This is a genomic window from Mesorhizobium sp. M1078 (assembly GCF_040318615.1).
Classification (GTDB): domain Bacteria; phylum Pseudomonadota; class Alphaproteobacteria; order Rhizobiales; family Rhizobiaceae; genus Mesorhizobium.
Map to the genome: position 1 here is coordinate 291,227 of NZ_JAMYMP010000002.1, position 12,227 is coordinate 303,453.

Sequence of the window (12,227 nt, forward strand, 5' to 3'; positions counted from 1 at the left end):
TCTATTCGATACCGAGCTTGGCCTTGACCAGATCGTTAACCGCTTGCGGGTTGGCCTTGCCGCCGGTGGCCTTCATCACCTGGCCGACGAACCAGCCGGCCATGGTCGGCTTGGCGCGAGCCTGCTCGACCTTGTCGGGGTTGGCGGCGATGACTTCGTCGACCGCCTTCTCGATGGCGCCGGTGTCGGTGACCTGCTTCATGCCGCGGCTTTCCACCAGCTGGCGCGGATCGCCGCCCTCGTTCCAAACGATCTCGAACAGATCCTTGGCGATCTTGCCGGAGATGGTGCCTTCCTTGATCAGGTCGATCACGGCACCGAGCTGCTCCGGTGTTACAGGAGCATTTTCAATGTCCTTGCCGGCCTTGTTAAGCTGGCCGAGCAGGTCATTGATGACCCAGTTGGCGGCAAGCTTGCCGTCGCGGCCCGAGGCCACCTGCTCGAAATAGTCGGCGATCGGCTTTTCCGACACCAGGATCGAGGCGTCGTAGGTAGACAGGCCAAGTGAGGAGATCAGGCGCGCCTTCTTGTCGTCGGGCAGTTCCGGCAACTCCTTGGCCAGCGCGTCGACATAGGCCTGGTCGAATTCCAGCGGCAAAAGGTCGGGATCGGGGAAGTAGCGGTAGTCATGCGCCTCTTCCTTGCTGCGCATCGAGCGCGTCTCGCCTTTGACGGCGTCGAACAGCCTGGTTTCCTGATCGATCTTGCCGCCATCCTCGAGGATGGCGATCTGGCGGCGCGCCTCGAACTCGATGGCCTGGCCGATGAAGCGGATCGAATTGACGTTCTTGATCTCACAGCGCGTACCGAATTCGCCGCCGGGCTTGCGAACGGAGACGTTGACGTCGGCGCGCATCGAGCCTTCGTCCATGTTGCCGTCGCAAGTGCCGAGATAGCGCACGATGGTGCGCAGCTTGGTGACATACGCCTTGGCCTCGTCGGCGGAGCGCATGTCCGGCTTGGAGACAATCTCCATCAGCGCCACGCCGGAGCGGTTGAGATCGACATAGGACATGGTCGGATGCTGGTCGTGCATCGACTTGCCGGCGTCCTGCTCCAGGTGCAGGCGCTCGATGCCGATCTCGATGTCCTCGAACTCGCCCTGCCGGTCGGGACCGACCGAAATGACGATCGTGCCTTCGCCAACGATCGGCTGCTTGAACTGCGATATCTGGTAGCCCTGCGGCAGGTCGGGATAGAAATAGTTTTTCCGGTCGAACACCGACTTGTGGTTGATCTGCGCCTTCAATCCGAGGCCGGTGCGGATCGCCTGCTTGACGCATTCCTCATTGATGACCGGCAGCATGCCGGGCATGGCCGCGTCGACCAGGCTGACATTGGCGTTGGGCGCCGCGCCGAAAGTCGTCGACGCCCCGGAAAACAGCTTTGCTTCCGAGGTCACCTGCGCGTGAACCTCGAGGCCGATGATGATCTCCCAATCGCCAGTGGCGCCGGGGATAAAACGTTTGGCGTCGGGCGTGCGGGTATCGATAAGGGTCATGGTGGCCTGCGCTTTTGGCTCGCGAAAACTTCGATTTTCGTGATTTGGGTAATCGGTCTTCGCTAGTGCAAACCGCTTCGCGAGACAAGCGCCCAAAGCAGCGCAGAGCAGCGGGCTGGCCTTTTCAGCCGCTTTCGGCCGCTCGGCACCGATAGAATGAACGCCGCCGGCCGGTATTCCGGTCGGCGGTCTTTTCGTCAGGTCAGGCCGTTGCGATATAGGCCCTGATTTCGTCGGCCTCGCGCTCGACATCCTCGATGCGGCGCTTGACCACGTCGCCGATCGACACGATGCCGTCGAGCAGCCCATCCTTTTCCACCGGCAGATGGCGGAAACGGCCTTTGGTCATGATCTCCATCACCTCGTTGACCGTGTGGTTCTCGTTGCAGATCTTCACTTTCGGCGTCATCGCCGAGCGTACCGTTATATCAAGTGCGGCAGCGCCTTCCCTGGCAACGACCCGCACGATGTCACGCTCGGAAAGGATGCCGACGATCTTGCGATCGCCATTGGTGATGACCAGTGCACCGATCTTGTGGTCGGCCAGGATTCGAATGGCTTCGCTGAGCTTTACATTCGGCCCGAGCGTGAACACGTCATGGCCTTTTCTCTCGAGAATTGCCTTAACCGTCATGGCGTCCTCCTCCTCCTGCTTGGCTAGCCAGCTCCCGCCCTGACCGGCTTCACATAAGAGTGAACATCGTGCGCCGTGATCGGTTGCTTTTCAAGTGTGCCAGTGGGGTGTGCCAGTGGGGTGTGCCAGTGGGGTGCGCCAATAGAGTGCGCTAGTCGGGGGTGCGCTGGTCGTCGGGGATCTCCCATTCAGGCGCCCGCCAACGCCGGTCGAACCAGCGCAACCCGAAGAAGCCTGCGACGAGGCCGCCAATGTGCGCTTCCCAGGCGATCTGGCCGGGTTCTCCGAGCCCGAGACCGTAAAGGCCGGTGGCGAGATTGATGACCATCCAGGCGCCGAGAAAATTGACGACGCCGCGCATGCGCAAAACGATTGCGATCGGCAGCACGGGGCCGGCAAAGGCCGCCCTGCCGGAGGAGCGGTCGGTACGGAACCCGAAACGCGCCGCAGCACCCATCATGCCCGATATCGCTCCGGAAGCGCCGACCAGCGGCGCTTCGCCGTATGGATGGACCGCCCAGAACAGCACCACCGCGGCCAGCCCGGTGGCGGCGAAAAACAAGGCGAACCAGAACCAGCCGAGACGGTTGGCCAGCGGCGACCCGAAGGCGGCCAGCGCAACCATGTTGATGGCAATGTGGGCAACGCCGCCATGCATGAAGGCATAGGTGAAAGGACGGGTGAAGAGGAACCAGTCGAAACCGTATTGGCCGGTGTAGAGGACCGGAATGAAGGCGCCATCGGTGAGCAATGTTATCTGCTGCTCTTCGGTCAGCACATATTGCTGCAGCAGGAAGACGGCGACGCAGATGCCGATCACCGCCAGCACCACCGGTGGCAGGTTGAACACCGGCTCGCGGCGCGGCGGCGGCGCCTCCGCGGTCTGTTCGGTCTCCAGGGGGCCGGCCGGTTCGCTCATATGCACTGATCCAGGGATTTGCGTGTCGCGAGCATCTAGGCCATGCCCGGACAAATCACAAACTACGAATCACAAAGCGCGAATCACAAACCGCGAATCAAAAAGAAGCCGTCCAAGGTTTCCCTTGAACGGCTGGTCGAGCCCCCTGCTCCCCTAAAACTATTGACCGAAGTGCTGTTGGTCGTCGCGAAACGACCGCTTCTGGAGTGGTTTTGGTGTGCCATGGCGAGCCTGTGCGCGCAACGTAAACCACTTGTTAACCTTAACGTCCCCGACCCGTGAACAAGTCTTAACGACGCTGGCACGCATCCTGCTCCGGAACGCATGTAGGTCATCGGAGGGCGCCCTTTCTGTTCACCGATGGGACCATCAGACGGCAGAATGCGCGGAGTTTCATAGCATGAACCAGAACGGATCAATCGCGCTGTTCCATTATTGGAATCGCCTGCGTCATGGACGTCCTGCCCCAAAGCGTTCGGAAGTCGAACCGGCCGACATCAAGGCGCTTTTGGCCGACACCTTCATCCTGGAAAGGGATACGCGCGGCGAAGCGGTGTTCCGGCTCGCCGGCACCAGGCTTTGCGCCGGCTACGGCCGCGAGCTCAAGGGATTTTCGTTCCCCTCGCTTTGGCGTGACAAGGACCAGCGGCTGGTGTCGCGCCTCATTCATGGCGTTTTCGAGCAGAAATCCGTTGTGCTGATCACTTACGAGGGGTTCAGCCGCAGCGGCCGGTCCAACCACTTCGAACTGCTTGCGCTGCCGCTCGATGGCGGCGTCGAGAACCCGCGCTGCCTCGGCGTCATCAGCGCCGTGGAAAAGCCGTTCTGGCTGGGCGCCGACCCGATCACCGATGCGCTGATCGATGCCATCCGCGTCATCGATCCCGACAAGGACCCGATGTTCCTGAAAAACCGGCCGGAAATATCCGTTCCGTCGTTGGCTCCCGAACTCGAAGCGCCGGAGACCATCTCGGCGCTCGGTCGGTCGCGCCGTATCCGCCACCTCGTCGTGTTCGACGGCGGGCGCGAGCAATAGTCTCCAAGCCGGCGCTAATCTTAACTATCGGGGGCCCACTTTTCCCCTTTGTTAACCTGCTTGGCTGTAGTTTTTGCCGAGATTCCACGCACGACGCGGGAATGCCAACGGGGTGTAGGCAGTCATGAGGTCAGCGGCGGTCGAATACGCACCGTCCCGCGCCGAAAGGCGTAATTTTCAGCGCGTCCGGGTCAAGATCTACGGGCGCTTCATGCTGGAGGACCGCACCGAGCACCCCTGCCAGGTCGTCGATATGTCGCCGGGCAATGTCGCGTTGCGCACCGAGCGCGTCGGCATGCCGGGCGAAAAAATCATTGCCTATATCGATCATATCGGCCGCATCGAGGGCGTGGTGACGCGCACCTCGCAGGACGGCTTCGCCATGACCGTCATTGCTTCGGATCGCAAGAAGGACAAGCTTGCCGCGCAGTTGACCTGGCTCGCCAACAAGCATGAACTCGACCTGCCGGAAGACCGCCGCCACGAACGCGTGGCGCCGCGCAATCCGACAAGCGTGCTGCAGCTCACCGACGGGCGCCAGTATCAGTGCCGCATCATCGACCTGTCGCTGTCGGGCGCGGCGGTCGAGATCGACGTCAAGCCGGCGCTCGGCATCCAGGTGATGCTGGGCACCATGCGTGGCCAGGTGGTGCGTCATTTCGAGGATGGCGTCGCCATCGAATTCGCCGTCATCCAGCGCCCGGAAACGCTCGATTCCGAGTTCAACGCCCCGCGCGCCTGAACGATCGGCAACAGGCAGCAAAAACGAACCGGCCCTGCGCGGCCGGTTTTTGTTGCCGGCGTTCCGCCTGCCTCTCCAGCTTGTAGCGGCACGCAGCAAATCCACGGCTCCACCCGGAAATCCGCGCCCCGACACCGCGGTTTTACGCCGAGACCTGAACGATTTTATTTTAAAATAGGTCAAATTTTACGCGTATTCTATTGAGCTTTTACTCAATGTCTACTTCGGGTTTTTGCGTCAAATAAATCCAGCGCTGTCATTGTCTCCTCAAACGGGGAGACTGACCAATGGCGAAGATTTGGGGCAAGCTGTTGCTCTTGGCAATGGCGATGCAGCTTTCCGCTTGGGGAACGGCGCAAGCAGCAGGACCGGCCTACATGCACACTGGCGGCCGCACGACACAGCCGGTCGGTCACTACGAATTCTGCCAGAAGCTGCCGCAGGAGTGCGCTCAGCGCACGCCGAAGCAGGCACCGGTCGAACTGACCCGCAAGCTGTGGGCGGCGATCGTCGACGTCAACAATTCGGTCAACACCCGGATCGTGCCGCGCACCGATATGGAAATGTGGGGTAAGGAAGAGGTCTGGTCCTATCCCGACAGTGGCTTCGGCGACTGCGAGGACTATGCGCTGGAGAAGCGCCGCGAATTGATGGCGCTCGGCGTTCCCGCCGGCAATCTCTTGATGACCGTGGCGCGCCAACAAAATGGCGACGGCCATGCGGTGCTGACCGTGCGCACCAGCCTCGGCGAGTTCATCCTCGATAATCTGGAGTCCAAGGTGCTGTCCTGGACCGACACAGACTACACCTACCTGAAGCGCCAGTCCGACCAGAATTCCGGCGTGTGGGTGACGATCAACGACGGCCGCGCCGACGCGGTTGCCAGCGTCCGCTAGGACGCCATCACAGAGGTCAAGCACATCGAATAATGCGACGTGCCTAACGAGAAAGCCCGGTCGAGTCCCCACCCTCCCCGTCCCCAACGACCGGGTTTTAAGGAGCCGGCCCCGTCCCCGGGCCGGCTCCACCATTTCAGACCATGATCCCGAACCGAAGGACCGCGGCAGCGAAAAGTGAGAACCGGTTTTTGCTGCGCTGACCCGCCGTTCGGAAAAGATCATCGCCAAACAGGAATAGAGTTCAGGCCTTCTTCAGCCCGGCCTTGAAGCGCTTGCCGTTGGCGACGTAGTGCGCGGCCGAGGCGCGCAGCCTGGCGACAGCGGCGTCGTCCAGCGTCCTGATCACCCGCGCGGGCGAGCCGACGATCAGGCAATTGTCGGGGAACTCCTTGCCTTCGGTGACCAGCGCGCCGGCGCCGACCAGACAATTCTTGCCGATCCTGGCGCCGTTGAGGACTATGACGCCCATGCCGATCAGGCTGTTGTCGCCGATCGTGCAGCCATGCAGCAAGGCGCGGTGGCCGATCGTGCAGCCCTGCCCGATCGTCAGGGAAAAACCGGGATCGGTGTGCATCACCGTGTGTTCCTGGACATTGCTGTCGGCGCCGATGACGATCGCCTCGTTGTCGCCGCGGATGACCACGCCAAACCAGAAGCCGGCATTGCGGCCGACGCTGATGTCGCCGATCAACGTAGCGTCCGGCGCGATCCAGTTGCTGTCGGCATCCTCGAAACGGGGCGCTTTTCCGTCGATTGCGTAGGTCGGCATTTGCAGTCTCCGATTCGTCGCAGGCCGGGACAAACCCTAGAACAATCTGAGGAAAACCGCGTGCCGGTTTTCTCCCGCATTTGCCTCAAGGCAAATACCGCGCCAGCGATTCCACCAAAAGCAGAAGCGCACCAGGAGAGCTGATGCCCCAGGAGGCAATGGCGATCAGCACGATGCCCAGCACCAGCGCCCAGGCGATCACCGTGCAGCCGCAGGACATCAGCATGAGCGTGGAAATGCGGCCTTCGCGCCGCGCATCGAGCGCATCGTTGGCGAGCATGAACGGCCCGGCGCAAGCGGTCGTGGCCAGCGAGCGCAGGATGTACGCCGGCGACACATAAGGCTCGGCAAAGGCAAGCCGGCGGCCCGCCGCCAGTTCCATCACGGACCCAGCGAGCCCGCAGGCGGTGAGCCCGACGGCAAAAGCGAAGAGAACGGGTAGCAGCAGGCTCATCTTTACCTTCCGTTTACCATGAAATCGCACAGTCGCGTCCAGCGCAGCAAGAGCCATGCCGCGGCATGTGTGCCGCCTAGGGACAGAGGGCGGCGACTATGGGGATTGCGATGAAGCAGGCAGCGACCGCAGAAGAGTTCAACGTCGTCGATTCCGTGCTGATGAAGCGGGTGTTCTATGCTTTTGCCGCACTGGCGCTGCTGTCGCTGGCGATCAGCCTTGGCGGAAAATGGTTCGGCCGCTCGATCGCCATGGCCGGCTACACCGACGACCTCACGGTCCACAGGGTAGTGATCGGCAACAATGTCATTGCCGTACCGGCCAACGCCATCCGCTTCCTGCAGGCGCGCCGCGACGGCATCGCTTCGCGGCTCGACCTCTATCTGCGCTATCCCGAAATGGACGGCTACAGCGAAGCCGCCCGCGACGATTTCAACCACACGGGGGCCGCCAAAAACATCATCTTCCTGTCGTTCGAGCCGCAGATGATGTCGCGCGACATGAGCGGCCGTTTCGCACCGATCTACAGCGCGCTCATCAGCCAGCCCGGCGTGCCCGGCCCCGGCGGCACGACGATTTACGGTTTTACGGAAAAATCAGGCTATCTCAACGAGGTGCTTGCGGTCGCCGGCCGGCCCGGCAAGGACCCGTTCGTCGCCCGCTGCCTGAGCGGACCGAGCGCTGAGGAATCGCTGGCGCCCTGCGAGCGCGACATCCAGGTCGGCGACAGCCTCAGCCTGACCTACCGCTTTCCCCGGGAGTTGCTGGGCAACTGGCCGGCGCTTGACGCCGCTATCGTCGCCGAGGCCACGCGCGTCTTAAAGACCGCACGGTAGCGGCCCTCTGCTTTTGTCATACACGGGCGCGAAGCCGCGCGGACCCGAGGATCCGTTCCATGCCCTTGAGGCAGCGAAGCGGTGCAGAATTACTGTTGGGAAGCAGCAGAGGCAGTTCTGGACCGCCACATTCCTGAGCCGAGGGCCGGAATGTATCCCAGCGTCTCAGCGACGCCGCTGTGCGGCTGCTTCTCCCCGGGATGACGATGGCGCAGCTGGCTGCCGCCAATCGCCGAAGTCCGTAGCCGTCTGGGCTCAGGCCAGATCGATGTCGAGGATCGCCATCGAGAAATTATAGTCGCCGTCGTCCTCGTCCTTGAAGACGATGCCGAGGAACTCGTCGCCGACATAGACCTCGGCCGAATCTTCCTTGCGCGGCCGCGCCTTCACCTCGAGTTTGGGATTCTGGAAGACGCGCTTGAAATAGGCGTCCAGCTTTCTGATTTCGTCCGGCTTCAAAAGTCTTCTCCGATCGTCGGGCTTGCTCGTTGGAACGCGCTTCTGGCACGTCGACAATGGCGATGTAAAGGCAAGCCGGTTGGATAGAACGCGAACCCTGGAGCCGGATGATTTCAGGTCCAATCCAAATCCGCCTCTAAATCAAGGAGGTAGAGCATGATGTCGTCCGAAAACCGCTTCACACTTTTCGGCATCATGCTCCAGAGGCAACGGCGCCGGCAACCGGACTCAGTCCGGCACGCCGGGTGTTGCAAATCAGATGTCGAAGCTGACGACCTGGTCCATCGACTGCGACGGCAAAAGCTGGTCCATCTGCCGCGAAGGCTGGTCGCAGCCGGTCTCGCCGACGACGCGGGCCGGTACGCCGGCAACCGTCTTGTTGTGCGGCACCGGCGACAGCACGACCGAGCCTGCCGCGATCTTCGAGCAATGGCCGATCTCGATATTGCCGAGAATCTTGGCGCCGGCGCCGATCAGTACGCCGTAACGGATCTTGGGGTGGCGGTCGCCGCCGGCCTTGCCCGTGCCGCCCAGCGTCACGCCGTGCAGGATCGACACATCGTCCTCGATCACCGCCGTCTCGCCCACGACGAGGCCGGTGGCGTGGTCGATGAAGATGCCCTTGCCGATGCGGGCGGCCGGGTTGATGTCGGTCTGGAACACCGAGGACGAGCGGCTCTGCAGATAGAGCGCGAAATCCTTGCGGCCCTGATTCCACAGCCAATGTGCCAGCCTGTGCGTCTGGATCGCATGGAAACCCTTGAAATAGAGCACCGGCATGATGAAGCGGTCGCAGGCCGGATCGCGGTCGTAATAGGCCTGGATGTCGACACGCACGATCGACGACCATTCCTTGTCGTCGGCCAGCATCGACTTGAACGTCTGGCGGATGAGGTCGGAGCCGATGTCCTGATGCGCGAGCCGCTCGGCGAGCCGATGGATGACAGCTTCCTCCAGGCTCTCCTGGTTGAGGATGGTCGAATAGAGGAACGCCGCCAGAAGCGGGTCGCGGTTGACCGCTTCCATCGCCTCGTCGCGGACCGAACGCCAGATCGGATCGACCGGCTGGACCATTGTGGGGCGGGAAATGCTGATGCTGTTCATCGACGTCTTGTCCTGCGTCCTGGCCGCTTGCCTATTCTCCGGCGGCACATATAAGCCAGATCATAGCACGATTGAACTCAATTTTCCTTAGTGCTCGGTGAAATGGATTTGGTTCACGGAAATTCAAGCCGCCATGGAAAACGAACCCTTGATCGACGCTCCGCTGAAACGCGCGCTCTCCGCGCTCTATCAAGCTCCGGATCGCCACTATCACAACCTCGCCCATATCGAGGCGTTGCTGGCGCTGGCGGACGAATATCGAGCATCGCTGCATGATTCCGGCGCCGTCGAAGCCGCAATCTGGTTCCATGACGCCATATATGACAGCCGCGCCAAGGACAACGAGGCCAGGAGTGCAGCACTTGCGCAGGACAAACTTGCCGCCCGCACCGATCCGGAGCGCCTCGGCCGCATCGCGGCGATGATCGTCGCCACTGCCACGCATGAACTGCCCAGCCTTCAACCACGGGGCCTTGCCGATGAGAACGCCCTCCGCGACGCAGCGCTTTTCCTCGACATGGACCTGGCGATACTGGGTGCGTCAGCCGACGCTTTCGACGCCTATGAACAAGCGGTCCGACGCGAATATGGCTGGGTCGAGGAGCCTATGTGGCGCGCCGGCCGCGGCGCGATTCTCAAGACTTTCCTCGCGCGCCAGCATATTTTTCACACGCAGGAATTCCGCCACAGGTTCGAGCCCCAGGCCAGGCAAAACCTGGCGCGGTCTCTAGAAACGCTCAAATCCTAATCCGGAAATGTCCCCATGCGCTGCGCATAGGCTTTGAAACCGGCGCGCCTGTAGACCGATTGCGCGGCCGGATGGTCGTATGTGTCGGTATGAAGCCAGACCCTTTGCGGCGCCCGCGACCAGATGGCGCGAAGCGCCTGGTCGAGCAGGAACGGGCCGAGCCTGCGACCCTGGAAGGCGGGAACCAGCCCGAAATGAACCAGCTCGACCTCAGGCTGGCCGACGCCGTTGAATTCGCACAGGCCAGCGGCCTCGCCCTCGACGCGCAGCACATGGATATGTGTCGAGGGCAGCGCCAGCAGGCGCTCGAGGTCTTCCGCCGGCATGCGCAGCCGCTGGTCCCACTGCACCGGCTCGCCGACAGCGCGGTAGAGGTCGATGTAAGCGGCGCTGTCCAGCCTTTCCAGCGCCACCGTGGTCGCTGCTGCAGGGCTGACGCGTGCAGGCGCCAAATCGCGCGGGCGCATGTCCATATAGGTGACGAGAAGGTCAACCAAAGCGGCACCGCCTCCGGCTGCAAGCCAGACGAAGATCGATCACCTGAAGGCGCCAACGGACTTGGTCGCCGCCCAAACAAAGAACAGGCCGATCACCAACGACAGCCCGTTGAGGAGGATACCGACGATGCCGAGGACATGATTGTCGTTTGAACGTCCCAGTGCCATCAAGCCAAAAACCACGCCGGTGATGTGCGCCAGCGGCGCCGCAACGAGAAACACCACCAGAAAAACCCCGCCGAGGACGTTTTGAGCGGCCAGCGACGCCTCGCCTGGCATCAACGCCAGCGTGACCACCGCCGCAAAATCCATTGCGAACGCCAGCAGGGCCAGGATCACCGAGCGTTTGCCCAAGCTGCTCCGCCCCACCACGCCGGGCATTGCTATCGTGCTTCTTCCCCATCCGGCCATTACTCGTCCCCGATCAGGTGAAAGCGCCTATCGTCGATGCCATTGCCACAAGCAGCAGGAAGCCAACCGCCAGGGAGCCGCCGTTGAGCAGGATGCCGACGACCCCAAGCACGCGGCTATCGTTCGAACGCACCAGCGCCATCAGCCCGAAAATCAATCCGGCAATATGCGCCAACGGCCCTGCCAGCAGGAAAACCGCCATGAAGAAACCCGTGGCGATGTTCTGGGCACGCTCGGATGCGTGGGTCGGCAGCGCCACCATTGTGGTCAGCGCTATCACACCGGCACCGAAGGCGAGCAGCGCCAGGATGACGGAACGCTTGCCGAACTTGCTTGTCACGACGGGGCCCGGCAGAGCGTCGGCGCTTCTTCCCCATTGTGCCATTGTTTGCCACCCCTCGCCGGCCGCCCAATCCATATCGCCCGAAAACCGCTTACCGGTTAAAGCGGATTCTCGGCATAAAACTCCAAAACCCGCTGCTTGAAGGTCTTGTCGCCCACCGCCAGCATATGGTCACGGCCGTCGATGTGAAATGACTTGGCATTCGGCATCAGCGCGGCGAGCTCGTCGGGCGAGCCGCCGATATCGTCTGTCGTCCCGACCGCAATCAGCGTCGGTTGGGCGATGCGCGTCATGTCGTGTTCGCTGAGCAGTTCGCGCGACGTGGCGATGCAGGCAGCCAATGCCCGGCGGTCGCTGCGCGTCTGATCGGCAAAGGCGCGAAAGGAGCGACCGCGCGGATGGCTGGTGGCGGCCGGATCGTCGGCCAGCAGCGCCTCGGCGATCGGATCCCAGTCGCCGACGCCGTCGACCATGCCGATGCCGAGGCCGCCGAAGACCAGCGTCGCCACCTTGTCGGGATCGGACAGCGCCAGGAACGCCGCGATGCGCGCGCCCATCGAATAGCCCATGACATGCGCGCGGCCGATGCCGAGATGGTCGAGCAGGGCCGCCGCGTCCGAAGCCATTTTGGCCGGGGTGTAGTCGGCCTCGTCATAGCTTTTCGACGACGAGCCGTGGCCGCGATTGTCGAAGGCGATGGCGCGATAGCCGGCATCGTTCAGCGTCTTGAACCAGCCGGGCGATACCCAGTTGACATAGTGGCTGGAGGCAAAGCCGTGGATCATCAGCACCGGATCGCCCGCCCCCGACGCCGGCCGGCGGTCGAGGAAGGCGAAGTCGAACCCGTCATGGGAGAAGAATTGCATCGGGAGCGG

At 62.4% G+C, this 12,227-nt stretch carries 16 protein-coding genes; 5 read left to right on the top strand and 11 right to left on the bottom strand.

The features are described 5' to 3' along the window. Position 1: 1 nt before the first annotated feature. From gatB to NKH38_RS05500, 3 genes are all read right to left on the bottom strand, one after another. On the bottom strand, positions 2–1,501 hold the full coding sequence (gene gatB, locus NKH38_RS05490; RefSeq protein WP_023715796.1) for an Asp-tRNA(Asn)/Glu-tRNA(Gln) amidotransferase subunit GatB: 1,500 nt from the start codon (positions 1,499–1,501) through the stop codon (positions 2–4). Between the two features lie 202 nt (positions 1,502–1,703). After that, the gene (locus tag NKH38_RS05495; RefSeq protein ID WP_023667498.1) at positions 1,704–2,135 is read right to left on the bottom strand and encodes a CBS domain-containing protein; all 432 of its coding nucleotides are present in this window, start codon (positions 2,133–2,135) and stop codon (positions 1,704–1,706) included. A 151-nt stretch (positions 2,136–2,286) separates the two neighbouring features. After that, positions 2,287–3,054, bottom strand: a complete 768-nt coding sequence (locus NKH38_RS05500; protein WP_023681507.1) for a rhomboid family intramembrane serine protease — start codon at positions 3,052–3,054, stop codon at positions 2,287–2,289. A gap of 400 nt (positions 3,055–3,454) precedes the next feature. On the opposite strand from NKH38_RS05500, the gene NKH38_RS05505 reads away from it, so the two are divergent. From NKH38_RS05505 to NKH38_RS05515, 3 genes are all read left to right on the top strand, one after another. Then, a complete protein-coding gene (locus NKH38_RS05505) occupies positions 3,455–4,090 on the top strand; it encodes a PAS domain-containing protein (RefSeq protein ID WP_023715798.1) in 636 nt (211 codons plus the stop codon). Between the two features lie 124 nt (positions 4,091–4,214). Then, a complete protein-coding gene (locus NKH38_RS05510) occupies positions 4,215–4,832 on the top strand; it encodes a PilZ domain-containing protein (protein WP_023667501.1) in 618 nt (205 codons plus the stop codon). A 287-nt stretch (positions 4,833–5,119) separates the two neighbouring features. Continuing rightward, positions 5,120–5,728: a transglutaminase-like cysteine peptidase gene (locus tag NKH38_RS05515; protein WP_023681509.1), complete on the top strand. Its 609-nt coding sequence runs from the start codon at positions 5,120–5,122 to the stop codon at positions 5,726–5,728. A gap of 244 nt (positions 5,729–5,972) precedes the next feature. On the opposite strand, the gene NKH38_RS05520 is transcribed toward NKH38_RS05515, so the two are convergent. After that, positions 5,973–6,500 carry a gamma carbonic anhydrase family protein gene (locus NKH38_RS05520; RefSeq protein WP_023667503.1) on the bottom strand — a complete coding sequence of 176 codons (528 nt, stop codon included), beginning with the start codon at positions 6,498–6,500 and terminating at the stop codon, positions 5,973–5,975. An 85-nt stretch (positions 6,501–6,585) separates the two neighbouring features. After that, positions 6,586–6,954 carry a DUF6949 family protein gene (locus tag NKH38_RS05525; protein ID WP_352761467.1) on the bottom strand — a complete coding sequence of 123 codons (369 nt, stop codon included), beginning with the start codon at positions 6,952–6,954 and terminating at the stop codon, positions 6,586–6,588. 110 nt (positions 6,955–7,064) lie between these two features. Between NKH38_RS05525 and NKH38_RS05530 the strand changes: the two genes are divergently transcribed. Continuing rightward, positions 7,065–7,790, top strand: coding sequence for a hypothetical protein (locus NKH38_RS05530; protein WP_352761469.1), 726 nt, complete (start codon positions 7,065–7,067; stop codon positions 7,788–7,790). A gap of 255 nt (positions 7,791–8,045) precedes the next feature. Here the strand turns inward: NKH38_RS05530 and NKH38_RS05535 are convergent, their stop codons facing one another. Together NKH38_RS05535 and cysE are read right to left on the bottom strand one after the other, a co-directional pair. Beyond that, positions 8,046–8,249, bottom strand: a complete 204-nt coding sequence (locus NKH38_RS05535) for a DUF3126 family protein (RefSeq protein WP_006200852.1) — start codon at positions 8,247–8,249, stop codon at positions 8,046–8,048. Between the two features lie 255 nt (positions 8,250–8,504). After that, positions 8,505–9,353, bottom strand: coding sequence for a serine O-acetyltransferase (gene cysE, locus NKH38_RS05540; protein WP_023667506.1), 849 nt, complete (start codon positions 9,351–9,353; stop codon positions 8,505–8,507). Between the two features lie 133 nt (positions 9,354–9,486). On the opposite strand from cysE, the gene NKH38_RS05545 reads away from it, so the two are divergent. Then, positions 9,487–10,101, top strand: a complete 615-nt coding sequence (locus NKH38_RS05545) for an HD domain-containing protein (RefSeq protein WP_023822941.1) — start codon at positions 9,487–9,489, stop codon at positions 10,099–10,101. On the opposite strand, the gene NKH38_RS05550 is transcribed toward NKH38_RS05545, so the two are convergent. The 4 genes from NKH38_RS05550 to NKH38_RS05565 form a co-directional block, all read right to left on the bottom strand. Beyond that, positions 10,098–10,598: a GNAT family N-acetyltransferase gene (locus NKH38_RS05550; RefSeq protein ID WP_023725758.1), complete on the bottom strand. Its 501-nt coding sequence runs from the start codon at positions 10,596–10,598 to the stop codon at positions 10,098–10,100. The genes NKH38_RS05545 and NKH38_RS05550 overlap by 4 nt on opposite strands. A gap of 39 nt (positions 10,599–10,637) precedes the next feature. Beyond that, the gene (locus NKH38_RS05555) at positions 10,638–10,952 is read right to left on the bottom strand and encodes a hypothetical protein (protein ID WP_023822943.1); all 315 of its coding nucleotides are present in this window, start codon (positions 10,950–10,952) and stop codon (positions 10,638–10,640) included. A gap of 70 nt (positions 10,953–11,022) precedes the next feature. Next, positions 11,023–11,349 (bottom strand): hypothetical protein, encoded by a 327-nt coding sequence (locus tag NKH38_RS05560; RefSeq protein WP_156933418.1) that lies wholly within the window; start codon positions 11,347–11,349, stop codon positions 11,023–11,025. Positions 11,350–11,450: 101 nt separating this feature from the next. After that, a complete protein-coding gene (locus NKH38_RS05565) occupies positions 11,451–12,218 on the bottom strand; it encodes an alpha/beta fold hydrolase (protein WP_023735354.1) in 768 nt (255 codons plus the stop codon). Positions 12,219–12,227: the final 9 nt, after the last annotated feature.

Bases quoted from the DNA above. Each gene is read 5' to 3' on its own strand.
- gatB (WP_023715796.1), bottom strand. From the start codon at position 1,501: ATGACCCTTATCGATACCCGCACGCCCGACGCCAAACGTTTTATCCCC.
- NKH38_RS05495 (WP_023667498.1), bottom strand. From the start codon at position 2,135: ATGACGGTTAAGGCAATTCTCGAGAGAAAAGGCCATGACGTGTTCACG.
- NKH38_RS05500 (WP_023681507.1), bottom strand. From the start codon at position 3,054: ATGAGCGAACCGGCCGGCCCCCTGGAGACCGAACAGACCGCGGAGGCG.
- NKH38_RS05505 (WP_023715798.1), top strand. From the start codon at position 3,455: ATGAACCAGAACGGATCAATCGCGCTGTTCCATTATTGGAATCGCCTG.
- NKH38_RS05510 (WP_023667501.1), top strand. From the start codon at position 4,215: ATGAGGTCAGCGGCGGTCGAATACGCACCGTCCCGCGCCGAAAGGCGT.
- NKH38_RS05515 (WP_023681509.1), top strand. From the start codon at position 5,120: ATGGCGAAGATTTGGGGCAAGCTGTTGCTCTTGGCAATGGCGATGCAG.
- NKH38_RS05520 (WP_023667503.1), bottom strand. From the start codon at position 6,500: ATGCCGACCTACGCAATCGACGGAAAAGCGCCCCGTTTCGAGGATGCC.
- NKH38_RS05525 (WP_352761467.1), bottom strand. From the start codon at position 6,954: ATGAGCCTGCTGCTACCCGTTCTCTTCGCTTTTGCCGTCGGGCTCACC.
- NKH38_RS05530 (WP_352761469.1), top strand. From the start codon at position 7,065: ATGAAGCAGGCAGCGACCGCAGAAGAGTTCAACGTCGTCGATTCCGTG.
- cysE (WP_023667506.1), bottom strand. From the start codon at position 9,353: ATGAACAGCATCAGCATTTCCCGCCCCACAATGGTCCAGCCGGTCGAT.
- NKH38_RS05545 (WP_023822941.1), top strand. From the start codon at position 9,487: ATGGAAAACGAACCCTTGATCGACGCTCCGCTGAAACGCGCGCTCTCC.
- NKH38_RS05565 (WP_023735354.1), bottom strand. From the start codon at position 12,218: ATGCAATTCTTCTCCCATGACGGGTTCGACTTCGCCTTCCTCGACCGC.